The sequence below is a fragment of the Pseudomonas sp. LBUM1653 genome (genome assembly GCF_059716115.1).
In genome coordinates this window covers 4,571,662-4,594,544 of sequence record NZ_CP166803.1, presented here as the reverse complement: position 1 = coordinate 4,594,544, position 22,883 = coordinate 4,571,662, and the positions used below count along the sequence as shown (strand labels likewise).

Here is a 22,883-nt window from a genome sequence, read left to right as displayed (position 1 = left end):
GCCGATGATGCATGAATTGGCGACGCCCGTTCGCCACTGGTATTGACCGAGGTATCCCATGGATCTTTTGCAGACATTTTTTAACTGGAACGTGCTCGTCGAGTCGCTTCCGCTGATGATACGTGGGCTGGGCGTGACCATTTTGCTCGGGGTAGTGAGTATTGCCCTGGGCCTGGTGGGCGGGCTTTTGCTGGCGTTGCTGCGCTTGTACTCCTACAAACCCGTTCGAGCGCTGGCGCGTATCTACATCGATATCATGCGCTCCATTCCGTTGCTGGTATTGCTGGTACTCATCTACTACGCACTGCCTTTTGTCGGTATTCGACTGTCGTCTTTTGCCGCCGCGACCAGTGCACTCTCGCTGGTCTCATGCGCCTACAGCGCGGAGATTTTTCGTTCGGGCATCGAGGCCATTCCTCGTGGCCAGTTCGAAGCATCGGCTTCCCAGGGCATGAGTTTTTTCAACACCATGCGCGACGTCATCTTGCCCCAGGCGGTTCGCATCGTCATGCCGCCCATGACCAGCAATTGCATCAACGTCATGAAAGATACCGCGCTCGCTTCGGTGGTTGCGATGCCTGACTTGCTGAAGCAGGCGACCCAGGCGCAGGCGCTGGCTGCCAACCCGACGCCACTGGTAGGAGCCGCCTTGCTGTACCTGTTGCTGCTGTTGCCGCTGGTGCAAATGGTCAGCTGGGTTGAGCGTCGGAACGCCACTGGAGGAAAAACCGCATGAGCACCTTGATCGACATCGAAAAACTCGACAAGTACTACGGCAACTTCAAAGCGTTGAGCGATATCAACCTGCAGGTCGAAGAAGGGGAAGTGGTGGTCATTCTCGGGCCTTCCGGCTCGGGCAAGTCGACCTTGATCCGCTGCATCAATCTGCTTGAAGACTATCAGCAAGGTCATATCCGCGTAGCCGGTGAGCGGGTTGAAAACGGTCCGCGACTGGCCGCGATCCGCAGTGAAGTGGGCATGGTGTTCCAGAGTTTCAATCTCTACCCGCACCTCACTGTCCTGGACAACGTCTCGCTGGCGCCGATCCGCGTGCGTGGCCTGAGTCGGCGTGATGCGCATGCCAGGGCCAAGGAGCTACTGGTCAAGGTTGGCATGGGCGATCACGCGCACAAATACCCGAGCCAGTTGTCCGGCGGCCAACAGCAGCGTGTTGCCATTGCCCGCACCATGGCCATGGAACCTCGCGCGATTCTGTTCGACGAACCGACGTCGGCGCTGGACCCGGAAATGGTTGGCGAGGTACTGGATGTCATGCAGAACCTCGCGCGCTCCGGCGTGACGATGGTCGTTGTCACTCACGAAATGGGCTTTGCCCGCAGGGTCGCCGACCGGGTGATCTTCATGGAAAGCGGACGCATTGTTGAGCAGAACATTCCTGAACCGTTTTTTACCGCACCTCGGGAACCTCGCACACAAGCGTTCCTGCAGGCCATCTTGCATCATTGAATCAGGCTGGAGAAAGTAGAGTGAATCCTCTCGATATTGATTACGTTCGCAAGCAGTTTCCAGGTCTGGCCGGTGGCTATGCCTACATGGATAACGCCGGTGGTTCGATGGTGCTCAGCGCCGTGGCCGAGCGTGTCAGTGATTACCTGCTCAACAGCAGCGTGCAACTGGGTGCTTCCTACCAGCCTTCGGTCGACGCTGGCGAGCGGGTGATGCAGGCGCGTCACTCGGTGATGCAATTGATCAACGCCGAGCATCCCGAAGAAGTGATCATGGGCGGCTCGACCACCCACTTGCTGCAAATCCTCTGTCGCGCCATCGCCCCGTCTATCGTTCCGGGCGATGAAATCATCGTCACCAATTGCGATCACGAGGCGAACATCGGCCCGTGGGTCAAGCTGTGCGAGGACCGCGGTGCGACCCTGCGTGTGTGGCAGGTCAACCTTGATAGTTGTGAGCTTGAGCTGGATGACTTGCAGGTCTTGCTCAACCCCAACACCCGTTATGTGGCCATGACCCACACCTCGAATATTCTCGGCTCGGTCAATCCGGTCGCCGAGGTTGCGCGGCGTGTGCATACGGTGGGTGCCAAGCTGTGCGTCGACGCCGTCGCTTATGCGCCACACCGTCTGGTCGATGTGCAGGCCAGCGGCGCCGATTTTTACGTCTACAGCTTCTACAAAACCTTCGGCCCGCACTTTGCCGTGCTCTGGGGACGTCGTTATCTGTTGCTGGAGTTGCCGAGCCTCAACCACTTTTTTATCGGCCAGGACGTGGTGCCCTACAAATTGCAGCCGGGCAACGTCAACTATGAGTTGTCCTTCGGTTGCATCGGCATTACCGATTACCTGCTCGACATCAGCACCCGGCTTGGCGCCCAAGGCAGCGAGCGCAAATGCATGCAGGCGGCTTTCGATGCCTTCGAGGTGCAGGAAGATCTGCTCGCCGAGCGTCTGCTGGCATTTTTGCGCCAGCGCGATGGCGTTCGCATCATTGGCAAGGCGCATACCCGCAATCGGGTGCCAACCATCAGTTTTGTGGTCGAGGGCGTACAGTCCGAAGCGCTGGTGCGTCGGGTCGATGAGCACCGCATTGGCATTCGCTTTGGTGACTTCTATGCGCGGCGACTTATCGAAGCCCTTAAGCTCGACCGTTTTGGTGGGGTAGTGCGGGTTTCGTTGGCGCACTACAACACGCTGGAAGAAGTCGACCGGCTTATCACTGCGCTGGATCAAGCAATCACTGCGCTGCGTTGACAGGCGCGCACACTCCCCATTTACGAGCCTTCGCCATGGCCTTACCTGAAACCCTTGCAGAGCTGCGTGACTGTATCGCGGCCCAGCACGAACAACTGACCGGTCGCTTGCGCGACGCTGCCCGATTCCTGATCGACAACCCGCATGAGATCGCACTCAACACGGTGGCCGAACTGGGTAAGCGCTCAAGCATCGCACCCTCGGCTTATATTCGGCTGGCCCAGGCGCTGGGCTTTGCAGGTTTCAAGGAGATGCAACGGCTGTTCCGCGCACCGCTGCAACAGGCTGCCGACACCCACAGCGAGCGAATTCGCCACTACGGCGGTGAGACGTTGCTGGAGGACCCGAGTGATGTCGGCGGGATTCTGCGTGAGTTCAGCCAGGCCAATATCGTTTCCCTGGAGCACCTGGCCGAAGGCGGCGAGCAGGCCAATATCGAAGCGGCCATCGTCCATCTGCAAGCAGCGCGCACCACATTTGTCATTGGCATGCGGCGCGCCTTTCCGGTGGCGGCGTACCTGAGCTACGCGTTGAGTCGGGTGGGGCGCCGAACCGTGCACATCAGCGGTGCTGGCGGCACGTTGCCCGAACAGGTCAGCGCGATCGCCAATGATGATTTGTTGATCGCCGTCAGCTTTCCGCCGTACGCCCATGACACCGTCGAGGCCTGTCGTCAGGCGCGCGAAGCCGGCGTCACGCTGGTGGCGATCACGGACAGCGTGCTAAGCCCTATCGGGCAGATCGCCGATACGGTGATTGAGGTCAACGACGCCGAGCTACTTGGCTTTCGCTCGCTCACGGCTTCGTTCTGTATTGCGCAAACCCTGGCAATGGGGCTGGCCTTCCGCGAGTGGCAATCGGACAGCGGCACCCTAAGCCATGATCGGCTGGAAGATATCGACTGCTAAGTCGCTGCTTTCGCCACGTACTTATTCAACCCGTCACTTCAGGAGAATATCCCGATGGTTTCACCTGCACGCGATTTAGTGGGTTACGGTAGACAACGCCCGCAAGGCACCTGGCCGAATGGCGCACGTCTGGCCATTAGCCTGGTGATCAACTACGAGGAAGGTTCCGAACGCTCGCTGGCCATGGGCGATCCGGATCAGGAATCGATGACCGAATGGGGCAGCTACTCAATCCCCGACGGCACACGCAACCTGGCGATGGAGTCGATGTACGAGTACGGCTCGCGCGTCGGAATCTGGCGAATTCTGGATATTCTCGACCAGCAATCGGTTCGTTCGACGTTTCATGCTTGCGCAGTGGCCTTTGAACAGAACCCTGACGTTGCTCGCGCCGCAGTCGCCGGTGGCCATGAAATTTGCAGCCACGGTTATCGCTGGGAGGAAGTTTTTCGCCTGACCGAAGAGCAGGAACGTGAACACATGCGCCTGGCCATCGAGTCCTTCGAGCGCACCTGTGGCAAGCGTCCCGTTGGCTGGTATTGCCGCTATGGCGCCAGCGTCAACACACGACGTCTAGTCGCAGAGGAGGGTGGCTTTCTCTACGACTCCGATGCCTACAACGACGATGTTCCCTACTTTGTCGAGGTCGAGGGCAAGCGTCACCTCGTGGTGCCATACACCGCCGACGTGAACGATTTTCGCTACTGGAACTCGCCCGGGCTGTCGCAGGCATCGGACTTTTTCGAGTACATGAAGGAAAGCTTTGAGGTCCTCTATGAGGAGTCGGCAGAAGGTCCACGCATGATGTCGATCGGGCTGCATCCGCGCATGGTGGGTCGTCCTGGCCGGGTCAGGGCGATCAAGCAATTCATCGAGTATGCCAAGCAACACGGTGGTGTCTGGTTTGCCACACGTGAAGAGATCGCCCGTGCCTGGCTTGAGCGCGGTTGATTGCGGCGCGCATCTGCTTTAGAAGCACTTATTGATTCCAATGAGATGGTTTGCCCGATTCGAGAAACCCGGTGAGTCTAGACTTGCCGGGTTGCTTTCCCTTATACATAGATGCAATCCATTCAACCTGGTGAGTCTCTGCTGCGCGTCATGTGTATGAGGGCCGATCGGCCATTTCCCAAAGAAGATCGCTCCTCAATGGCATAAGGCACAAACCCGAGCTTGGGGTAGAGCAGCAGCCCTGCCGTGTTTTCGTTGAAACAGGAAATCTGCACCTCGTTGGCTCCGTAACGCTCGAATGCCAAGTCGGTCATCGTCTCTACGATAAACGTGGCCACTCCTTCGCCCCGAGCGTTCGGGGAGACAATGACATTGCCGATACAGCAAACGCCATTGCGTTCAGCTCGATAGAAATTGGCAAACCCAACGACAGTCCCATCAATTTCCACGACGGTGGAGTCGAAACGTTGGGAGATCGCGGTAATCAACTGCGTTTCCGTTAGCGGGAAGTGCGCCTTCGGAAACATGAAAAACAACTCTTGAGCGTTCTGAGGAAAGCCGCAGATCATTTTAACGTCGCTAGCCTTCACTGGCCTGTGGTTCAGTTTCATTGCTCGTCTCTAAGCTCCATGAATCAGTACTTTAGCTGAGTCCCAAGGCTAGCGCAGGGTGATGGAAAATGGCATGTCCGCAATTGGCCGATTTCTGCCTGTCGCGGTGCCGCTGACCGACTCTGCATGAACACCCTGTGCTCCAGGACAACATCCGGCCACAGCCAGTAAACTGCAGGCCGGAGCTGGATCAGGGAGGAGCGTCATATGTACATAGGTGAACTTGCCAGGTTGTCGGGGTGCACTCCCAAAGCCATTCGTTTGTATGAGCAACTGGGCCTGCTGAGCCCTCAGCGCCGTGGCAGTTATCGGCTGTACACGGCCCATCACTTGACGTTGGTGCAGATGATCCGCACGGCCCAGGCGGTGGGGTTCAAACTGGGGGAGATGAGCGAGCTGCTGGCGGCCAAGCGACATCAGGCACCGTTTCCCCTGGCGCTGGCCAATCAGGGCATTGAGGTCAAGCGCCTGGAGTTGCAGGCGCAGATCCTGGCCTTGCAGGATCGGGAGCAGCACCTGACGCTGTTGCAACAACAGATCAACCAGCAATTCGCCCCCACGCCAGAGCCTGGCGCTGCGCCCGGTATCAGCGCGCCAATAAGTGCGCAAACGCCTGAATGAGGGCGTTCTGTGGCGAGCGCGGCTGGTAACCCAGTTCATTGATGGCCTTGTCGATGCAGTAGACCTGGCGCACCCCATAAAACATCTGCACCTGGCTGAGCAGCAGCTCGGCTGGTTGACCGGTGTACCGTGCCCGCTGTTCCTGCAACCAGGCGATCAGCAACAGCAAGGCTTTGGGTGCGCGGCGCGGCAGACGATAGCCGGGACATAACGTGTTGAGCGCCCCAATCACCTCAGCCAGTGATGAGGCCTGCTGATTGGCGAGTATGTAGCGCTGTCCGGGACGGCCTTTTTCAGCGGCGCGGATCAGGCCATCGGCCACGTCGCGCACGTCGACAAAGTTGAAATAAAAGTTCGGGTCCAGCACCAGCTTGCGCGCCAGCACGGCGGCAAAAAATCCCATCGTATCGGTCAGCCGCGTGGCATGAGGGCCGATGATCGCCGAGGGCAACACTGCGATCATCGGCAGGTCACAGGTCTGGGCGGTTTTCCAGGCAGCGCGTTCAGAGAGGATTTTCGAGCGGTAGTACGGGTTTTCCTGATGGGTGTTCCAGCTGTTTTCATCCAGGCGCTGGCCGTTGTGTCCCACCGCTGCGACGGAGCTGACATAGACCACGCGCCGGACCCCGGCCTCTGCGGCGGCCCGCAGTACATTACGCGTGCCTTGTACGTTGACGTCGACGATCTCGGCCTGTGGATTGCTCGCCCAGTGCTTGAACACTGCCGCTACCTGGTACAGCACGTCCACCCCCTGCAGGGCCTGGCGCAGTGAGTCAGGGTCCTGCAATTCGGCGCGTACCACCTGGCAGTCGAGCCCGTTCAGGGCTGCGCTTCGGTCCGGGGCACGGACCCCGGCGCGCACTTGTTGCCCCCGGGCGAGCAGTGCCCGGACCAGGGTGTTGCCCAAATGCCCATTGGCACCTGTGACCAGCGATAGCGTATTCATGGATTGCCTTATCCGCTGACGGCGGAACCGAAAGAGAAAAGGCAGGGTACGGGTTGCCCCAAGGGACAGAGTCAAGCGCTGGCGTCATGTCAATCGAAGGTGACAGCACAGGACCAGGCACTTCAAAGGTCATCGGTTTTGTGAAATCACACCACCCATGTATTGATTTAAATCGCGCAGATCCTTAACGCTCCATGAGTGCGGCGATAGCTTTACACCATTCTCGCGCAAGGTTCTTGGAATCAAGTCGCCATTTGGGCGAAGTATTATCGAAGAGACAATCACGCCCGGATAATCATTTAATCGTTTTTTGAAAGCGGACGTTGTTAGATCAGGTGTAGGCGGATTGCTTTTATTAGCCAGCGGTCCTGTTGCTTTGAGATCCAGTCCGTGGCACATGCTGCATCGCTGTAGATAGAGATTTTTTCCATTAGGATTATCCGAGAAGGATAGTGATGTTTGAGTCAGCGATAAAATTCCTAGCGAAGCGATGAATAATATTTTCATTGTTTTTATCTTCCTTGATGGGATCAGCGTCGATTGGACGCGATTTGGAGCGCGGGAAAGATATCAGCCGTCGCGTCGGCACACCCAGTCATTTCTGATGCCCATTAAACCAACACGTTTTCCCGCGCATCCCGGTGACCATTCTTGGCCGATTTCTGCCTGTTACGATGGGCAGAAATCGATCCATAGCTGCCGTCACGGAATGCAGCAATCGGCCAGAAGCAGTCATTCAGCACTCGTTTGAGGATAAGGGTAATTAGATCTGGCACATCAGCTTAAATAATCCACAGCCCCTCAGTGCAAACAACATCTTCATCTTAAAACTATCGCGCGCTCCACTAGTTCTTCGCCTCAACGGAGGGCGGAATCCATGAACCGTCGACGACTGTCGTTTTGGGCGCATAAGCCCGCAGATAGAGCGAGAAATCAGCGCCCTTCGGCGTCGGCAGCCAGTTCGACTCCTTGTCAAATCCCGGCGAATCTGCCTGCACGTAAAGGATCAGGGAACCGTCGTTTTCGAATTTGAGAGTCTTGTTCTTGGTACCTAGAGAGTAACGTTTCAGCGCGTTCGGGACGAAAAAGTGCTGCGCGTCATAGAGCGTGAGCGACCAGAAACCGTCTACAGGTGGGGCTTCACCTTTGTTGAAGGTCACTGCGTATCGCTTGGTACCGTTCAAGCGCTGCCCGGCACTATCCAGATCCTGGTAGAAGTATTTGGTCTCGGTAGGCGCATTGACCAGAATGTTCGATTTAGCTACCGCAGTGCGCGTGAAGTAATCAGTGCCGAAAGCCGCGTTGTTGGACGTTGACGTCCAGTTGTTGCCAGCCGGCCGGCCCCAGTTGCGAAACTGTAGCAGCGGATCGACAAGCTCTTTCTCGGCTTTCGCCGCTTCATCATCTATTGCCCGCTTCAACTCTGGATCGTCGTTCGCAGCCGACAGCACGGCCTCGATTTGCGCATAACGAGCCTCTTCACCCGGTAGCGCCGGAGCGTCTTTAAGCACGAGCGGCAATTCGGCAAAAAACTTGTCGGGGAATACCCATTTGGTCTCGACCTCGCCGCTGCCCTCGGTGGGCGACTTGAGCGTCGGCAGTTTGCGCCAGTCCTGCTGCTTCATCTTTCCGTCGAATTCAGCCAGCGGATAAACGTCGATGCCAGCAATGACGGACTGAATCTTTTCTCGATCTTCAGGCGTGTCATCCATAAACACCCGAGGGACTACGAAGGCCGTGTTGGTCCTGGCAACGAAGACTTTGGTTATTCCCTTGGGCACTTCGCCGCTCCAACCTGGACCAACCAACAAGTAGAAACCAGGCTTGCTGCCGTACATCGCACCAATCTGGGCAAAGCTGTCCGTGCGCAGATCGACAACCTGGTAAACCCAGAATCGATCGCCAAAGTCCGGCACCTGCACGACAACTGGGGTTCGCTCAAGCGCGGCGATTGCCGCCCCGTAGACTACGTCCTGATTGGGGCAGGCAACCCAGCGCTGCTCCGGCTGGATGTAGTCGTGCAGCATCGACAATCTGTTGGGTGGTGCAAATGGCAAAACCCCATTCATCAAGCCAACTCTCGGCGACTGCTCAAATGCCTGTCGGCGGTTGTAGATGTTCACCATCGGCCAGGCCCAGAAATAAGCATCGCGCGCCACCATGCGGGCATATTGCTCAGTGATTTTCACGCGAGCGTCTGGCCCGAGCGGCATGGCAGAGCGCCAGGCTGGCGACGGCTGCAACTCGCTGGCGTAGGCCGCCGCAATGGTGACGCACACGGCGAACATCGATACGGACAGGCTCTTGAGAATCGAGGGCACTAATCGCCCAGCGGGTCTATTCATTGGTTTTGACCAGTGGCGGCGGGAAATAGGTACCGTTGGCAACTCCCTCTAGCGGACCATAGAATCGTAGGGTCAGGCGATAGACCGAGCCCTTCGGCGTCGGCAGCCAGTTACCCTCAGGGGCGTTGACCGGTTTTTCGGCGGCGAAGTAGAGCGTGAGCGAACCGTCCGCGCCTCGTTGCGGTTTGGTCTGCTCATTCAGCAAGTAGCGTTTCGTGGGATTGGGAAGTACGCGGAATCGGACACTATCGACGGCAATCACTGACCAGAAGTATTTGGCGAATCGAGTGGGCAAGGCGTCAGCCGGGAACGTCATTGCGTAGACATTGTTGCCATTGAGTTCGGCCCCCGTCGAATCGCTACCGCCTCGATAATAGAGCACCTCAGGCTTGATGTTGGCCCAGATACCTGCATGGTTGATCAGGGTTCGCGCAAGATAATCGAGCCCGTATTCACCGACGACGCCTGGACGGGCCCAGCCATTCTCGATCGTTCCATGACCGATGCTGGCGCCAGCCTTGGCAAAACGAGGGAAAGCCACCGTGCGAATGACTTGATCAACGCGAGCACGCTCAGCCGGGTCGCTGATCGCCTCTTCTATACTGCGCGCCGTTTGCTGGAGGTGTTCCAGACCCGGATTAATGTCCGGGTCGCTGTCGAGCGCTACATCAGCAGAGTCAAAGGCTTCTACGCCGGGCAATTTCTCCAGTTCGAAGATCGGTGTCTTCGGGATCTCCGGCAATTTGGGAGTTCCCGTGGCAGTGAGTTTGAACTGCTGTTGCAGCGCAACGGCGCCCTCCTGATCACTGCCCAATGCCACACGCGCCAGGATACGAGCCTGCTTAACCGGCAAGTCGATCCGACTGGTTAGGCCATCCGGCAACTTGACCTTCGCCCCTCTGAAGCAAACGGCGAAATCGCCGTATGCCTTCCGGGGGAAAAGCCGTTCGTTGATGTTGGCCAGCGTTTCGCCCCAACCGTTCAGAAACTGAACGGTGAAATAGCGATCCTGGATTTTTGGCACAGAGACAATCGTGCAGCTTGATTCATCGACCGCGACCCAGGCCTCCGAATAAGCTACATCCAGGTTGGGGTTAGGCCAATCCACCGCGCCGGGCTTGCGGTGAATGATTTCGTTCCACTTGAAGCCTTCCTGGAAATCGAGCTGTTGCTGGCGCGTGACGTGTAAACGGCCAAGCAGATAGATATACGCATCGGCAATGTCCTGATCACTCTGGGGAGACTGAGCCATGGCGACATTGCTGGTGGCACTGAAGGAAGCAACCGAAATTAAAGCCAAAGCACCAGAGATCAATAACCGTTCCATTGCATATCTCGCTAAAAAACGCAGGTCAAAAAAGTGCTTTTTTTGTGCTTATTACGGCGTTCCATTCTGCGCCCGCAACTCAAAAATGGCAGATGACCGAACGCTGCATCAGAAATATAGTAGACGGCATTTTTCTCAGGTCAGCGTACGACCTGCGGTTATCTCGCGTTTTCTGAAAACGCTGTTCACACCACTCCAAAGGGGGGGGCGCGCAATAGGTTGGATACAGGCATAACGGGCGATGACCCTGGAGGTCATTTCCACTGCATTCGATGGAGATTTTCATGTCCTTGCGTTTACCTTTGACACTGGGAGCTACAGCCGTGATTTGGCTGATGACCGCCTGCTTACAGGTGCCGGTCGCGCTCGCACAAACCGCCCCCGCATCGCAAACGCTTGCCATCACCGACCAAGATATCAGCGACGCCTATATCTACCTGTACAGCCGGCTGCTGGTAGCTCGCCAGCAACAATTGGACTTCAAGGATGGGATGCAGTGGAACACCTTGACCCATCACAAGCCCGGCGCGGTGGATTGGCCCAATCCCAATGTGGATGTCGCTTGTTCCGAGGCCTGGGTGGCGGTGGACGAGCAGAGCTGTACGCTGGTATCGGTACCGAAGATCAGTGGCCGCTACTACACCGTGCAGTTCCTTAACGGCTGGGGCGAGACGCTGGCCAACATCAACGAACGTGTGTTCCCCAAACATCCGAACGGCGAGTTTGCGGCCTGTTTGCAAGGCGCCAAGGTCAAGCTGCCGGCCAATACCCAGCGGATCGACCTCCCGGCGCGTACGGCGCGGGTGCTGACCCGAGTCGAGTTGGGCAGCGACTGGAGCGAGGCCGAGCGCTTGCAGCACGCATTCAAGATGCGCCAGACCGGCACGCCGCAATCGCCGGAGATTGCGCAGACGCTGATTTTCCAGGGGCAGCAAATGCCAGGGGTGGAAGCCTTCGATTCAGCCACCGTGGCGCTGCAGGAGCCTGACCTGAATCCCGGGATGGAACCGTTGCAAGCCAAGGTCCGCGCCATTGCCTCAGCCATCGCCGATCCCGAGGAACGGGCGCGCATCGACAAGTCGATCCACACCCATGCCTTCGCCGATCTCGCCAAGGCTGCGCCTCTAATCGGCCACGGCACCGTCAACAATGGCTGGGGCCGCCCCTCGACCTCCGGCACCTACGGCAGTGACTACCTGACCCGTTCCCTGGTGAACCATGGCGGCATCTGGGCCAACACCCAGAAAGAAGTGGTTTACTACCGGGGCGGGCTGGACGAGAACGGCAAACCGCTGGAGAGCGCGCAAAGCTATTCGGTGACCTTTCCCGCCGATCAACTGCCAGCGTCGATGGTGAATTACTACTGGTCGATCACGGCCACGGATGCCAGGAACTTCCGCGTTCTGCCCAACCCGCAGAACCGCTTTGCGATCAATAGCCACTCGCCGCTGACGTATAACAAGGACGGTTCCCTGACCCTGCACTTTGCCCCCACGAAACCGCAGGACGTCGCAGACGGCAACTGGCTGCCCACCTCGCCGGGCCAGAACTATCGCTTGGTCTTCCGCTTCTATGGAGCCAAGGGTGGGGCAAGCACGGGTGAATATTTCCCGCCGGTGATCAAGCATTCTTGATCCCCCGCTCAAGCTCAATGAAAACCCACCCGCACTGCAACGCTCCCCACCTCGCGGCCGTGCATTTCTGGAATTAAGCCAATGACTGTTTCTATCGTTCGCGCGGCTTGTCCGCACGATTGTCCCGATACCTGCGCGATGCTGGTGACCGTACAAGACGGAGTCGCCACCGAAGTACGCGGCGATCCCGATCACCCCACTACTGCCGGTGCGCTGTGTACCAAGGTGGCGCGTTACGTCCAGCGCACCTATCACGCGGATCGCCTGTTGTATCCAATGAAGCGGATCGGGAAAAAAGGTGAAGGTAGATTTGAACGCATCAGTTGGGATGAGGCACTCGATACCATTGCGTCTCGCCTGAAGAGCATCGCGGCACGCGCTCCGCAGGCCATCCTGCCCTACAGTTATGCCGGCACGATGGGCCTGGTCCAGGGCGATGCGATGTCCGCGCGTTTTTTCCACAAAGTCGGCGCGTCCTACCTAGATCGCACGATTTGCAGCTCGGCGGGCAGAGTGGGTTACAACTACACCATCGGCGCGCAGTTGGGCACTGATGTCGAACAATTCGAGAATGCAAAACTGATCCTGATCTGGGGCGGTAATCCAATCACTTCTAACCTGCATTTCTGGAGCCGAGTGCAACAAGCCAAGCGACGCGGCGCCAAACTGATCGCTATCGATCCTTACCGTTCGCAAACCGCGGAAAAATGCCATCAGCACATTGCGTTGATGCCAGGTACCGATGCTGCATTGGCACTTGGCATGATGCATGTGCTGATCGCTGAAAATCTCCTGGACGAAGATTACATCGCACAGTTCACGTTTGGTTTTGAGCTGCTGCAAGAGCGTGTGCAGGAATGGACGCCAGAACGCACCGCACAAACCTGTGGCATTACGACGAAAGAAGTGGTGGAACTGGCGCGTGAATATGGCACGACTGCCAAGCGCGGCGATGCTGTTGCGATCCGCCTCAATTACGGCCTGCAGCGCGTGCGCGGCGGCGGCATGTCGGTGCGCAACATCGCCTGCCTCCCAGCTTTGATCGGCGCTTGGCGGCAGGCCGCGGGCGGTGTCCTGCTGGCGACTGCGGACGCTTTTCCGGTCAATTACCATGCCATGCAGCGTTCCGACCTGCGCTCCGGAGGCAGGCCACGCACCATCAACATGATCACCATCGGCGACGACTTGCTGCGCGACACATCTCCCGAGTTCGGTCCGAAGATCGAAGCGCTAATTGTGTATAACTCGAACCCGGTCGCGGTGGCGCCCGAGTCACCGAAAGTCGCCCAGGGTTTTTCCCGTGAGGACTTGTTCACCGTGGTGCTGGAACACTTCCAGACTGACACTGCCGATTTTGCGGATATTCTCTTACCTGCCACGACGCAACTCGAGCATGTGGATGTTCACATGGCATATGGGCATAACTACATGTTGGCCAACAATGCGGCCATCGCTGCACTCGGCGAAGCGAAGCCGAACTCGGAAATGTTCCGCCTGCTGGCGTCGCGCATGGGTTTCGACGATCCTTGTTTCAAGGAGAGCGACGACGAGATCGCCGCGCAGGCCTTCAAAAAGCAGGATGTGCGCGCCATTGATTTCGATTGGGATGTGCTTAAGGTAAAAGGCTGGCAAAAGTTGAACGTACCGGATGCGCCTTTTGCCCTGGGCGGTTTCCCCACCCCCTCCGGCAAATGCGAGTTCTACAGCGAACGGATGCAGGCCGCCGGCCTGGACCCCTTGCCAACCTATATCGCGCCTTACGAATCGATAGCAAGCAATCCGCAGCTGGCAAAAAAATATCCGCTGGCGATGATTTCACCGCCCGCCCGCAATTTCTTGAACAGCACCTTCGTCAACGTGCAGAGTCTGCGCAGCACCGAAGGCGAACCGCACCTGGATATCCATCCGGCCGATGCGGCAGAACGAGGCATCGAGGGCGGCAATAAGGTACGAATCTACAACGATCGCGGCTCATTCGTCGCCAAGGCACGCGTGACCGACCGTGCACGACAAGGGTTGGTCGTGGGGTTGTCCATCTGGTGGAAGAAGCTCGCCGAAGATGGCAAGAACGCCAACGAAGTCACCAGTCAGCATTTGACCGACATGGGTAGAGGGGCGACGTTTTACGACGTGCTGGTACAGATAGAGAAGTGCGAGGAGTGACTTTGCTCGCGACAGGCGCAAGCGACCGCGCTGGCCAGCTTTCCCATTAACAACCACAGCGATGGATCGAAAGCGATCGTTCTGCAACGGCTGCTATTGGCCGATTCCTGCCTGTCGCGAAGGGCTGCAACCCACCCCATAGCGCTCATTCCAGTGGTGGATAGGTCTCGCAAAGCTCATACCATGGAACCTTGGAGGCGACATGAATATGTTTTTGCTTCTGCGGGGTGAAGGGCGTGTCCAGCGTGGCCAATGCTACTGATATCCAATCGGCGTACTCGCCCTTAGACCTTGCCCAGAACAAGGTCGAACCACAGTGCGTACAGAATTGGCGAAGCACCGCATCGGACGAAGCGTAGGACTTGATAGCCGTAGTGCCGCTCAGGATTCGAAGCTCGCTGCGTGGAATGCTGCCGTAAGTAGCGAATGCCGCCCCGTGGCCTTTTCGACACTGGGCGCAATGGCAATGACTCACGGCTTTTGGCGCAGAACTCAACTCGTAACTGACAACTGCACAGAGGCAGCTTCCCTGATAGACCTCTGTCATCATCTCGACCGTCCATTAAAAACGGTGACAGCTTAATCACTGCTTCCGAGGTCGGAAAGGGGACGGTCGAAAAGGGGACATATTTATTTAGTCAGTTTCTTGGTTGTGTCTGTCTCGTCCTGAATAAGGTTTACACCCTATCTCAGCCTCAAAATGCCAGATGCTGTCTCAAAGCGGGTAGGCCAAGGGGTAAACCATGACAACGAACAAATTAACCATTAAAGACTTGCAGTTGAACGTTTCAATCCGCGGCCAAGGCTCACCGCTGCTCTTGCTCAACGGCCTGGGTGGTTTGATCCGTACTTTCGATCCCCTGCGCGATGAACTGGTGGACTACAGGACCATTACGTTGGACGTGCCCGGGGTCGGCAAATCGCAAATGCCCCGCTGGCCGATGCGTCTGCCGCGCCATGCCGACCTGATTGCCGAGATGCTCAAGCTCGAATCGACCAGGTCGATGTGTTCGGCGTGAGTTGGGGCGGTGCATTGGCGCAAGAATTCACCCTGCGTTACCGGTACGCCGGCTGATCCTCGCGGCGACCTCGGCCGGCCCGGCGATGCTGGTGAAGCCTGCCGACATCCTGGATTTTTTTGGCAGGAGTAAAAGCGCCAAACTGCGCAAGCAAGAAGGCTCGCGCAATTCGATACAGACGCTGCTGCGCTTCGGTGTGGTGAACGGCATGCTCACGGTCAACCCGCGAACCTATTACCACCAGCTCACCGCCTTGGTCGGCTGGACCAGCCTGCTGCGGCTGTTTCGTCTGCGCCAGCGCACGCTGATCCTCACCGGCGAACGCGACACTCTGGTGCGGCTGTACAACGCGCACATCCTTCGCCGCACCATTCGCCGTGCCGAACTGCACGTTCTGCAGGGCGAGGGGCATTTTTTCGTGGTGACCAGCGCCAGGCGAACCGCCGAAGCGATACGCGAATTCCTCTGCCAGCAGCACGGCGATGAATAGAAAGCGGTAGAAAAGGGGATTTATCTTTTCGTCGGGCCGAAGAACGGATCGTTTAAGCACCCGTTTTCATTTACTCCGCCGCCTGCGCCCGCAAACGCCGCCCAATCATATCCATCATCTCACAACCATCCCTTTGTTCTCTTCACCAGAGGTAGGCCAGTTGTATATGTTGCTGCTGAGTCAAATCCTGGTAACAGCCATCAATCTATACAAAATGTACCAAAATATCCGCCTGAAATCGGATTTTTAAATAAGAAATTTTACGATGGATAATGGTTGGCATTGAAGTTTCGCCATCTCTAGGCAGGCATATGCGGTAAATATTTTACTGTTGATAGAGTTTCGTTGTTGCGGCATAAGTTGGGTGCTTCAAGTCGCATGGAATTCAAATAATTGCAAGGGATGCTGCATGCAAAAATTTACTGCTTTTCCTCCGCCTTTAAAATCGTCGAACACTCTGTTCAATTCACACAAGGAATATTCCGGATTTCCTTCAAGCTTTGACAGTGTTTTATATTGGGATGGAGCTGTTCCGACGGTTACTGTGGATTACCGAATTGAAACTATCGATAAAGAACACGACCCATATTCAAAGTTGGTAGCTATAGGGTATTCGGTGCAAGATCAAATAGGAGGCGTATTTTCGAATTGCACGATGTGTGTGCGAAATGAAATAGAGATGCGCATCAATTCGACTATTGATACTCACCTATTCAATGAGTTGGAAGGCGCCTTAAAAAAGAAAGCGATGATTGTCGAGCTTCTGCAACAAGTTCGAATGAATGCGAGTTGGTCTGAGGCGAATATATTTTTTGGCATAGATGCTTTGTCGTTAGGCAGTATGGAAAGGGCCGAGCTATTTGCGGCTTATTTGGATACCGTAGAACACCAGGAAGAACGCCTAGGCCTTTATGAAAGCTTTCTGAGATCTCTGACAGCCGCCTACGTTAAACGAATCCTTGTCGAGGCTGTTTCCATCTTAGAGGACGCTTCTCCAGCTGTAGATGCTGCAATCCATTCTGCCTTGGCTAGAGGTGAAACTGCCTACAGTTTCAAGTTAACCTTTGGTCAATCCGCACAGGTGGTAACTGTGGCAGGTGCCGCTGATCTCCTAAACGCGGACGGTTGGACCTTCGAGGCAGTGATCCGTAAGGGCATTCAGTTGTTGACGGGGATGGGGGAAGTTCTTTTTAGTCGAGCGACGGCGGTTGGGATCGGTGCTTTGCTCTACTCGCCTGAACTGGGTAACGGCGAGCGTTATCCTCAAACGGTTCTCAAACTATCCGGCAATGCACTATTGCCAGATGCACCGTCTAACTTGCATGAAATCGCGGCTGCCGAAGGAACCATCGATCTTCCCTATCGTATTTACGGTGATCGTGATCAGTACTCACTCGTTGCAACTCCGACTGGAGGCAGCATTTCGCCAGCGGTGCCAGTTCGGGCGTTAGAGTTCGACCAGCATACCAGCAGCTACAGTTTCACCTCCGACGACACACCGCCCATCACTCTCGGTTTCCCCATTATCCATTGGGGAAGCAGTTCGACAACTTCACCTGCTAGACCCGTGGAGGTACCTCGTTACACTGGCGTTGAGCTGTCGCCATTGCTCGTGCAGCCCGAAACTTTGCCTGCTTTCGAGTCACCGGATTTCAGAGATTGTATTTACTGCTTTCCGATCAGTAGCGGCTTGCCGCCAATCTATGTTGTTTTCAATAGTCCTTATGAAGGGGCTACCACGAGAGGAAAGTACAGCGGTCGATTGTACAATCCCGCCAAAGCGGGAGGCCCGATCCTTGATCTCGATTGGACGAGTGCTACCGTGACTCAAGTGGGTTTTGACCTGGTGAAAGTACATACGGGCCGATTCGATCCTTCGGATGCCAATGCCATCATGATTGAGCGCTTGGAAAAAATTCTCCAAGGTAAATTAGTAGTCACGGCTATCGACAAACGTTTCTATACTCATGAAATCAGGGAGCTTGAACGTTTCAGAGCATTAGGGGTGGCAGACGGTGTAAATCCGAAAGATGAAGGTGCTACTTGGAATCACACCCATGCGGCAACCCTGGAAGACTACAAACTCAAGGATGCTTCTGAATTGCTCTACACACCTGATGCTTTAGAAGCGGATGAAAAACAACGGGAAATAATGTTCAAGCTACTGAGTGGGATAAAATAATGGGTGTTATAAGAGAAATTGTGCTTAATGAGAAGCCTGAAGAGGTGATTCTATTTTTCACAAAAAATGAGTCAGGTATCTCTCTTCCTCAACTGGACAGACTTTACAATGTGGCTGGATGGGCGCATGTGAAGGATAATATGGGGTTGTTGAACCTCGTTTGGAAAATGCGTGACGCTGGATTTATAAAGTTTAAAAACGGAACCACGATTGTCAGGGATATCAACTGGAGAGAGCCAGCATTTATGTTAGAGGGGAAATATACCTTTGATTGATATTACTAACTGTCTGACTCTTTGAGTAGGTGATGTTTAACAAGAAGCGGGCGCCTTGGCGCCCGTTTTCATTTACTCCGCCGCCTGTGCCCGCAAGCGCCGCCCAATCACATCCATCAAGTCACAACCATCGCGCAACGGAATCGCCAGCAGCTTGGAAAAGTCCGACAACACCACCGTGTCGCAACCAATCTCCGCGCGAAACGCGATGTTCTCCAGTACCTGCGTAACCGTGCGAATTCGGTAATCCGCCATGGCTTGCAGAACGTCGAGTGGGGCTTGGGTGTCGATGAGCAGGGAGGCCGGGATCAGGTCGATTCCGGTGAGGGGCATGTATCTTTCCATAGGTGAAAACTCCGATCAGTGCAAAGGTTGACTGTCCCTCATTCGTCGCCAAACAAATGGGTGACAGCTGTACGCAGGTTGGCGAACCGGGATCGGAATCCGGCAGACCCGAAGGTCTCCCGCGCACAGCTGCCATAAAGACAGCTTTGCGAACGTGCAAAAGCACCTGCAAGAAAGCACAGAGCTTTTGCATCCGATCAGTCAGGTCGCCAAACCTGAGTCGCCATTTGGGCGACGTGGCGGACTATAAGCTTCATCGGATTAGCGGGCAAGGTAAGTGCTTCCGAGAAAAGTGTAGGACCCGTGATGATGAAATCTCAGACCTTTCACATCACTCCGCTGGAAATATAAACACAGACCTGAGATGTTCATCGCCCGTTGGTTTCAGCCACCGAAGCTATCCTCAATCAACACGCCAGCCGTCGAGATGGACCTCTACCCAATGCAAACCCCACCCAAGCCCCAACATTCCCTCTGGAAAACCTACCTGCTTTTCCTTGCCCCCATGGTCCTCTCCAATTTCCTCCAGTCCATGTCCGGCACCGTCAACAGCATCTACATCGGCCAAATGCTCGGCACCCAGGCCCTGGCGGCAGTCTCGGGCATGTTCCCCATCGTGTTCTTCTTCATTGCCCTGGTCATCGGCCTTGGCGCGGGCGCTGGTGTATTGATCGGTCAGGCCTGGGGTGCGCGGGAGACGCATTTGGTGAAGGCCATTGCCGGGTCGACGTTGTTGTTGGGGTTGTTGATCGGGTTGGTGGCGGCGGTGGTGGGGAGTGTGTTTGCGCGGTCTTCGTTGGTGGGGTTGGGGACGCCGGGGGATGTGCTGGACGATGCGGTGGCGTATGCGCATGTGATGTTGTGGTTTATGCCGACGCTGTTGGTGTTCGTGTTGTTCACACAGTTGCTGCGCGGGGTGAGTGATACGTTGTCGCCGTTGTTGGCGCTGGTGGTGTCGACCTGTATCGGCCTGGCGCTGACGCCGGCATTGATTCGCGGGTGGTTGGGGTTGCCGCCGATGGGGATTCAGAGTGCGGCGTTTGCCGGGTTGGCGGGGAACCTGGCGGCGATGGGGTGGCTGGCGTGGCGCTTGATTCGCAAGGGGCATCCGTTGGCGCCGGACCGGGAGTTTTTCGCGGCGATGAAGCTGGACAAGGCGATCCTCGGCAAGGTGTTGCGCATCGGTTTGCCGACCGGGTTGCAGATGGTGGTGTTGTCGCTGTCGGAGCTGGTGATTCTGGCGCTGGTGAACCAGCACGGTTCCCAGGCGACGGCGGCGTATGGCGCGGTGACGCAGATCGTCAATTACGTGCAGTTCCCGGCGCTGTCGATTGCGATCACGGCGTCGATCCTCGGGGCGCAGGCGATCGGAGCAGGGCGCATCGAGCGTATCGGGCCGATTCTGCGCACGGGGCTGATGATCAACGTGTGTTTGACCGGTGGGTTGGTGGTGTTGGGGTATTTGCTGTCGCATTGGTTGCTGGGGTTGTTCCTCACTGAAGACGCGACGCGCAGCATGGCTGAGCACTTGTTGCACATCATGCTCTGGAGCCTGTTGGTGTTTGGCTTCCAGGCGATCATCGGCGGGATTATGCGCGCCAGCGGCACGGTGAGGGTGCCGGTGGCGATTTCGATTGTGTGCGTGGTGGGCGTGCAGTTGCCCGTGGCGTATTTGTTGGATGCGCGGTTTGGGTTGCAAGGGGTGTGGATGGCGTTTCCGGTGGCGTATCTGGGGATGCTGGCGATGCAGACGTTGTATTACAAGCTGGTGTGGCAGCATCAGAAGATTGAGCGGTTGGTGTAAGGGAAGGCTTTAGGGGTGTGGTGGTTGGCTCGGCGCCAAGATCGCAGCCTTCGGCAGCTCCTACAGGGGAACGCGTTCACCTGAGATCAGGCCGGCCGGTCGGCCGCCTCGCGCAAGCTTTTGATTTGGCTTTTGATTTTTTTGCCCCCTCGAGAGGCCGAGTGGAGGTTCTCTGTAGGAGCGAGCTTGCTCGCGATGGAGGTCAACGATAACGCGCCCTGCCTGAATGAACGCGTTATCCCGGCGTTTTTCGCGAGCAAGCTCGCTCCTACAGGCTTTTCCAAGTGACTCGCCGTAAGGGCGAAACCATAGGTGGCCGTTACCGCAGGAATGGATATGTACTCGGTCAACAATATCCAGGTCGGCTGGCAGGCCGCCATCGCGAGCAAGCTCGCTCCCACAGTAGATCGGTACATCCGCAAGCTGGCGGTCGGCTGCCAGGCCGTCTTCGCTGGCAAGCCAGCTCCTACAGTTTGAACGGGTTCCATCTGCAGAAGGTTGGTCGGCTGTCAGGCCGTCTTCGTCGGAACGCCGCCCGGAGCAAGCCCGTTCCCACAGGTAACTGGGGTGAGCACTGTCCTTGTATTCGGGCTTGCTGACAGCCACCGTCGAACCGACAATTGATGATGTGATGCGAACCGACAGGCGTTGATCGCCTGGGGAGGTTTTCAAATGAATTACTCATCGCAAACCATCCTGCAGGACCGCGCCGCCGCCGGTCGACGCCTGGTGGAGCCGCTGCTCCCTTATGCCCACCGCGCCGATGTGATCGTGCTGGCCTTGCCCCGGGGCGGGGTGCCGGTGGCCTATGAAGTGGCCACGGCGCTCGGTGTGCGCCTGGACCTGCTGCTGGTGCGCAAGCTGGGTGTTCCGTCCCACCCGGAGTACGCCATGGGCGCCATTGCCAGTGGCGATATTCAAATTCGCAATGAGCACGCGCTGCGGGCTCACCCCATTGAAAAATCCGCGTTTGAGGCCGTGGTCGCCCGGGAAACCCGTGAGCTGTTGCGCCGCGAGCAGGTTTACCGAGGCACGCGGGCGCCGGTGCAGCTCAAGGATCAGGTGGTGATTCTGGTCGACGACGGGTTGGCGACCGGGGCCTCGATGCTGGCGGCGGTGCAGGCGGTGCGTTTGCAGGCGCCAGCGCGCATTGTGGTGGCAGTGCCGGTGGCGCCGGTTGAAACGGTCGAGGCGTTGCGCAGTGAGGTGGATGAGTTGGTGTGTCCGATCATGCCCGATTGGTTCATGTCGATCGGTCATTGGTACATGGATTTTTCCCAGACTTCGGATAAGGAAGTCATGGATCTGTTGGCGCGGGCGTGGCAGCGAGAGCACGGGTAGGTCGGGATGCGTTTGCGTATTACCAGACGTTTCTGGTCCGACGCAGCCATTCTTCGCGTTCGGTTATTCATTCTTAGGTGGATCGCATGAAACGCAAGAGAACAGTGTTGCTTCAATTTAACGGTCAGATCGATTCTTTCGAAAAGAAAATCAGGGATGGTCTGTCAACGGTATTGCAGATGGGGTCGACCCTTTGGCTGGCCAATGATGAATCCTTGAGTCTGGAGCGTCTAATCTATCAAGGTCGCTCCACTGCGGATGGGTTTGTTTTTGCAGATCATCAACGGTTTGCTCTGAACGATTTGTTGTACCTGCCTGTGCCACCGAAGTCGCCGCAAAAGTTCGAGGAGGCTGACATAGAGGGCTTGGCCCATGATGAAAAGGAGGGGTATCTCTGGTTGATCGGTTCCCACAGTCTCAAGCGCAAACAGGCCGATGAGAAGAAAAAAGGCGCCAGGAATATCGAGCGACTGGGCAAAGTGAGTAGCGAAGGCAATCGTTATTTATTGGCGCGTATTCCGGTGGTGGAACAAGACGGCGTCTGCAGTCTTGTGCGACAGACTCCGGGCCTTGAGAGATCCGCTGCTCAACTGGACGGCCAGGAATCGTGGAATGCACTGACCGAATCGCTTAAGCATGATGTACACCTGCGGGATTTCTTTGCGGTTCCCGGTAAGGACAACGGTTTCGATATTGAGGGCCTGGCGGTGGCCGGCTCACGGCTTTTCATTGGTTTGCGTGGGCCTGTACTCAGAGGCTGGGCCATTATCCTGGAGATCGAACCGGTTGTGGACAAGGCCGATCCCTGCAGGCTGAAGCTGGGAAAAATCGGTAAGGATGCTCGTCCCTATTTCAAGCACTTCATCCAGTTGGGCGGTCTGGGTGTGCGCGACTTGTGTGTGCAGGGGGATGATTTACTGATTCTGGCCGGCCCTACCATGGATCTCGATGGCCCGGTTACCGTGACTCGCTGGCCTGATGGCGTGCGCACGAGCGGCGACAGCGTGGTGTTCAGTCAGGACCTCGAGAAGGTTTTGGATGTGCCCTTTGGTCAGGGGAATGACCATGCGGAAGGTTTATCCCTTTTTTCAATGGCCGATTTGCCCGGGCCTTCGCTGCTGGTAGTGTATGACGCGCCCGCCGATCATAGAAAACGCGATGATGGCAGTGTGCAGGCGGATCTATTCAATCTGTGACG

23 protein-coding genes are annotated in these 22,883 nt (G+C 56.6%); 16 read left to right on the top strand and 7 right to left on the bottom strand.

Annotated features, from left to right (window positions below):
- The first annotated feature begins 58 nt into the window (after positions 1-58).
- The 5 genes from ACA054_RS20595 to ACA054_RS20575 are packed head-to-tail and all read left to right on the top strand — an operon-like array spanning position 59 to position 4,582.
- Positions 59-736, top strand: coding sequence for an amino acid ABC transporter permease (locus ACA054_RS20595; RefSeq protein ID WP_497685911.1), 678 nt, complete (start codon positions 59-61; stop codon positions 734-736).
- A complete protein-coding gene (locus ACA054_RS20590; protein ID WP_497685910.1) occupies positions 733-1,467 on the top strand; it encodes an amino acid ABC transporter ATP-binding protein in 735 nt (244 codons plus the stop codon). Before ACA054_RS20595 ends, ACA054_RS20590 begins: the two co-directional genes overlap by 4 nt.
- Positions 1,468-1,487: 20 nt before the next feature.
- The gene (locus tag ACA054_RS20585; RefSeq protein WP_497685909.1) at positions 1,488-2,723 is read left to right on the top strand and encodes a cysteine desulfurase-like protein; all 1,236 of its coding nucleotides are present in this window, start codon (positions 1,488-1,490) and stop codon (positions 2,721-2,723) included.
- 35 nt (positions 2,724-2,758) lie between these two features.
- Entirely contained in the window at positions 2,759-3,631 is an 873-nt protein-coding gene (locus ACA054_RS20580; RefSeq protein ID WP_497685908.1) for a MurR/RpiR family transcriptional regulator, read from the top strand.
- Positions 3,632-3,685: 54 nt separating this feature from the next.
- Positions 3,686-4,582 (top strand): allantoinase PuuE, encoded by an 897-nt coding sequence (locus tag ACA054_RS20575; RefSeq protein WP_497685907.1) that lies wholly within the window; start codon positions 3,686-3,688, stop codon positions 4,580-4,582.
- A gap of 122 nt (positions 4,583-4,704) precedes the next feature.
- On the opposite strand, the gene ACA054_RS20570 is transcribed toward ACA054_RS20575, so the two are convergent.
- The gene (locus ACA054_RS20570; protein ID WP_497685906.1) at positions 4,705-5,193 is read right to left on the bottom strand and encodes a GNAT family N-acetyltransferase; all 489 of its coding nucleotides are present in this window, start codon (positions 5,191-5,193) and stop codon (positions 4,705-4,707) included.
- A 207-nt stretch (positions 5,194-5,400) separates the two neighbouring features.
- On the opposite strand from ACA054_RS20570, the gene ACA054_RS20565 reads away from it, so the two are divergent.
- Positions 5,401-5,814, top strand: a complete 414-nt coding sequence (locus ACA054_RS20565) for a MerR family transcriptional regulator (protein ID WP_497685905.1) — start codon at positions 5,401-5,403, stop codon at positions 5,812-5,814.
- On the opposite strand, the gene ACA054_RS20560 is transcribed toward ACA054_RS20565, so the two are convergent.
- The 4 genes from ACA054_RS20560 to ACA054_RS20545 all read right to left on the bottom strand — a co-directional run bounded on the left by ACA054_RS20560 (position 5,780) and on the right by ACA054_RS20545 (position 10,432).
- Entirely contained in the window at positions 5,780-6,760 is a 981-nt protein-coding gene (locus ACA054_RS20560; protein WP_497685904.1) for an NAD-dependent epimerase/dehydratase family protein, read from the bottom strand. The genes ACA054_RS20565 and ACA054_RS20560 overlap by 35 nt on opposite strands.
- Before the next feature lie 129 nt (positions 6,761-6,889).
- Positions 6,890-7,267 (bottom strand): c-type cytochrome, encoded by a 378-nt coding sequence (locus tag ACA054_RS20555; protein ID WP_497685903.1) that lies wholly within the window; start codon positions 7,265-7,267, stop codon positions 6,890-6,892.
- Between the two features lie 338 nt (positions 7,268-7,605).
- The gene (locus ACA054_RS20550; RefSeq protein WP_497685902.1) at positions 7,606-9,105 is read right to left on the bottom strand and encodes a DUF1254 domain-containing protein; all 1,500 of its coding nucleotides are present in this window, start codon (positions 9,103-9,105) and stop codon (positions 7,606-7,608) included.
- Positions 9,098-10,432: a DUF1214 domain-containing protein gene (locus ACA054_RS20545; protein ID WP_497685901.1), complete on the bottom strand. Its 1,335-nt coding sequence runs from the start codon at positions 10,430-10,432 to the stop codon at positions 9,098-9,100. The genes ACA054_RS20550 and ACA054_RS20545 overlap by 8 nt, the downstream gene beginning before the upstream one ends.
- 335 nt (positions 10,433-10,767) lie before the next feature.
- Between ACA054_RS20545 and ACA054_RS20540 the strand changes: the two genes are divergently transcribed.
- Positions 10,768-12,066, top strand: a complete 1,299-nt coding sequence (locus tag ACA054_RS20540; RefSeq protein WP_497685900.1) for a DUF1214 domain-containing protein — start codon at positions 10,768-10,770, stop codon at positions 12,064-12,066.
- An 81-nt stretch (positions 12,067-12,147) separates the two neighbouring features.
- The gene (locus ACA054_RS20535; protein ID WP_497685899.1) at positions 12,148-14,229 is read left to right on the top strand and encodes a molybdopterin-containing oxidoreductase family protein; all 2,082 of its coding nucleotides are present in this window, start codon (positions 12,148-12,150) and stop codon (positions 14,227-14,229) included.
- 145 nt (positions 14,230-14,374) lie between these two features.
- Here the strand turns inward: ACA054_RS20535 and ACA054_RS20530 are convergent, their stop codons facing one another.
- Entirely contained in the window at positions 14,375-14,776 is a 402-nt protein-coding gene (locus ACA054_RS20530) for a GFA family protein (protein ID WP_497690347.1), read from the bottom strand.
- 196 nt (positions 14,777-14,972) lie between these two features.
- Between ACA054_RS20530 and ACA054_RS20525 the strand changes: the two genes are divergently transcribed.
- The 4 genes from ACA054_RS20525 (at position 14,973) to ACA054_RS20510 (ending at position 18,195) form a co-directional block, all read left to right on the top strand.
- The gene (locus ACA054_RS20525) at positions 14,973-15,248 is read left to right on the top strand and encodes an alpha/beta fold hydrolase (RefSeq protein ID WP_497685898.1); all 276 of its coding nucleotides are present in this window, start codon (positions 14,973-14,975) and stop codon (positions 15,246-15,248) included.
- A gap of 91 nt (positions 15,249-15,339) precedes the next feature.
- Entirely contained in the window at positions 15,340-15,738 is a 399-nt protein-coding gene (locus ACA054_RS20520) for an alpha/beta fold hydrolase (RefSeq protein WP_497685897.1), read from the top strand.
- 409 nt (positions 15,739-16,147) lie between these two features.
- Positions 16,148-17,920: an S-type pyocin domain-containing protein gene (locus ACA054_RS20515; protein ID WP_497685896.1), complete on the top strand. Its 1,773-nt coding sequence runs from the start codon at positions 16,148-16,150 to the stop codon at positions 17,918-17,920.
- Positions 17,920-18,195, top strand: a complete 276-nt coding sequence (locus tag ACA054_RS20510) for a hypothetical protein (RefSeq protein WP_497685895.1) — start codon at positions 17,920-17,922, stop codon at positions 18,193-18,195. The genes ACA054_RS20515 and ACA054_RS20510 overlap by 1 nt, the downstream gene beginning before the upstream one ends.
- Before the next feature lie 72 nt (positions 18,196-18,267).
- Here the strand turns inward: ACA054_RS20510 and ACA054_RS20505 are convergent, their stop codons facing one another.
- Positions 18,268-18,540, bottom strand: coding sequence for a hypothetical protein (locus tag ACA054_RS20505; protein WP_008054930.1), 273 nt, complete (start codon positions 18,538-18,540; stop codon positions 18,268-18,270).
- A 442-nt stretch (positions 18,541-18,982) separates the two neighbouring features.
- On the opposite strand from ACA054_RS20505, the gene ACA054_RS20500 reads away from it, so the two are divergent.
- From ACA054_RS20500 to ACA054_RS20485, 4 genes are all read left to right on the top strand, one after another.
- Positions 18,983-20,344, top strand: coding sequence for an MATE family efflux transporter (locus tag ACA054_RS20500; RefSeq protein ID WP_497685894.1), 1,362 nt, complete (start codon positions 18,983-18,985; stop codon positions 20,342-20,344).
- Between the two features lie 336 nt (positions 20,345-20,680).
- On the top strand, positions 20,681-20,821 hold the full coding sequence (locus ACA054_RS20495) for a hypothetical protein (protein ID WP_497685893.1): 141 nt from the start codon (positions 20,681-20,683) through the stop codon (positions 20,819-20,821).
- A 195-nt stretch (positions 20,822-21,016) separates the two neighbouring features.
- A complete protein-coding gene (locus ACA054_RS20490; protein WP_497685892.1) occupies positions 21,017-21,685 on the top strand; it encodes a phosphoribosyltransferase in 669 nt (222 codons plus the stop codon).
- An 86-nt stretch (positions 21,686-21,771) separates the two neighbouring features.
- Positions 21,772-22,881: a DUF3616 domain-containing protein gene (locus ACA054_RS20485; RefSeq protein ID WP_497685891.1), complete on the top strand. Its 1,110-nt coding sequence runs from the start codon at positions 21,772-21,774 to the stop codon at positions 22,879-22,881.
- Positions 22,882-22,883: the final 2 nt, after the last annotated feature.

Excerpts from the sequence above, each read along its gene's own strand:
- ACA054_RS20565 (WP_497685905.1), top strand. The coding sequence starts at position 5,401 with ATGTACATAGGTGAACTTGCCAGGTTGTCGGGGTGCACTCCCAAAGCC.
- ACA054_RS20485 (WP_497685891.1), top strand. The coding sequence starts at position 21,772 with ATGAAACGCAAGAGAACAGTGTTGCTTCAATTTAACGGTCAGATCGAT.
- ACA054_RS20550 (WP_497685902.1), bottom strand. The coding sequence starts at position 9,105 with ATGAATAGACCCGCTGGGCGATTAGTGCCCTCGATTCTCAAGAGCCTG.
- ACA054_RS20530 (WP_497690347.1), bottom strand. The coding sequence starts at position 14,776 with ATGACAGAGGTCTATCAGGGAAGCTGCCTCTGTGCAGTTGTCAGTTAC.
- ACA054_RS20515 (WP_497685896.1), top strand. The coding sequence starts at position 16,148 with ATGCAAAAATTTACTGCTTTTCCTCCGCCTTTAAAATCGTCGAACACT.
- ACA054_RS20490 (WP_497685892.1), top strand. The coding sequence starts at position 21,017 with ATGAATTACTCATCGCAAACCATCCTGCAGGACCGCGCCGCCGCCGGT.
- ACA054_RS20540 (WP_497685900.1), top strand. The coding sequence starts at position 10,768 with ATGACCGCCTGCTTACAGGTGCCGGTCGCGCTCGCACAAACCGCCCCC.
- ACA054_RS20535 (WP_497685899.1), top strand. The coding sequence starts at position 12,148 with ATGACTGTTTCTATCGTTCGCGCGGCTTGTCCGCACGATTGTCCCGAT.
- ACA054_RS20570 (WP_497685906.1), bottom strand. The coding sequence starts at position 5,193 with ATGAAACTGAACCACAGGCCAGTGAAGGCTAGCGACGTTAAAATGATC.
- ACA054_RS20510 (WP_497685895.1), top strand. The coding sequence starts at position 17,920 with ATGGGTGTTATAAGAGAAATTGTGCTTAATGAGAAGCCTGAAGAGGTG.
- ACA054_RS20495 (WP_497685893.1), top strand. The coding sequence starts at position 20,681 with ATGTACTCGGTCAACAATATCCAGGTCGGCTGGCAGGCCGCCATCGCG.
- ACA054_RS20505 (WP_008054930.1), bottom strand. The coding sequence starts at position 18,540 with ATGGAAAGATACATGCCCCTCACCGGAATCGACCTGATCCCGGCCTCC.
- ACA054_RS20590 (WP_497685910.1), top strand. The coding sequence starts at position 733 with ATGAGCACCTTGATCGACATCGAAAAACTCGACAAGTACTACGGCAAC.
- ACA054_RS20500 (WP_497685894.1), top strand. The coding sequence starts at position 18,983 with ATGCAAACCCCACCCAAGCCCCAACATTCCCTCTGGAAAACCTACCTG.
- ACA054_RS20560 (WP_497685904.1), bottom strand. The coding sequence starts at position 6,760 with ATGAATACGCTATCGCTGGTCACAGGTGCCAATGGGCATTTGGGCAAC.
- ACA054_RS20545 (WP_497685901.1), bottom strand. The coding sequence starts at position 10,432 with ATGGAACGGTTATTGATCTCTGGTGCTTTGGCTTTAATTTCGGTTGCT.
- ACA054_RS20595 (WP_497685911.1), top strand. The coding sequence starts at position 59 with ATGGATCTTTTGCAGACATTTTTTAACTGGAACGTGCTCGTCGAGTCG.
- ACA054_RS20555 (WP_497685903.1), bottom strand. The coding sequence starts at position 7,267 with ATGAAAATATTATTCATCGCTTCGCTAGGAATTTTATCGCTGACTCAA.
- ACA054_RS20525 (WP_497685898.1), top strand. The coding sequence starts at position 14,973 with ATGACAACGAACAAATTAACCATTAAAGACTTGCAGTTGAACGTTTCA.
- ACA054_RS20580 (WP_497685908.1), top strand. The coding sequence starts at position 2,759 with ATGGCCTTACCTGAAACCCTTGCAGAGCTGCGTGACTGTATCGCGGCC.
- ACA054_RS20575 (WP_497685907.1), top strand. The coding sequence starts at position 3,686 with ATGGTTTCACCTGCACGCGATTTAGTGGGTTACGGTAGACAACGCCCG.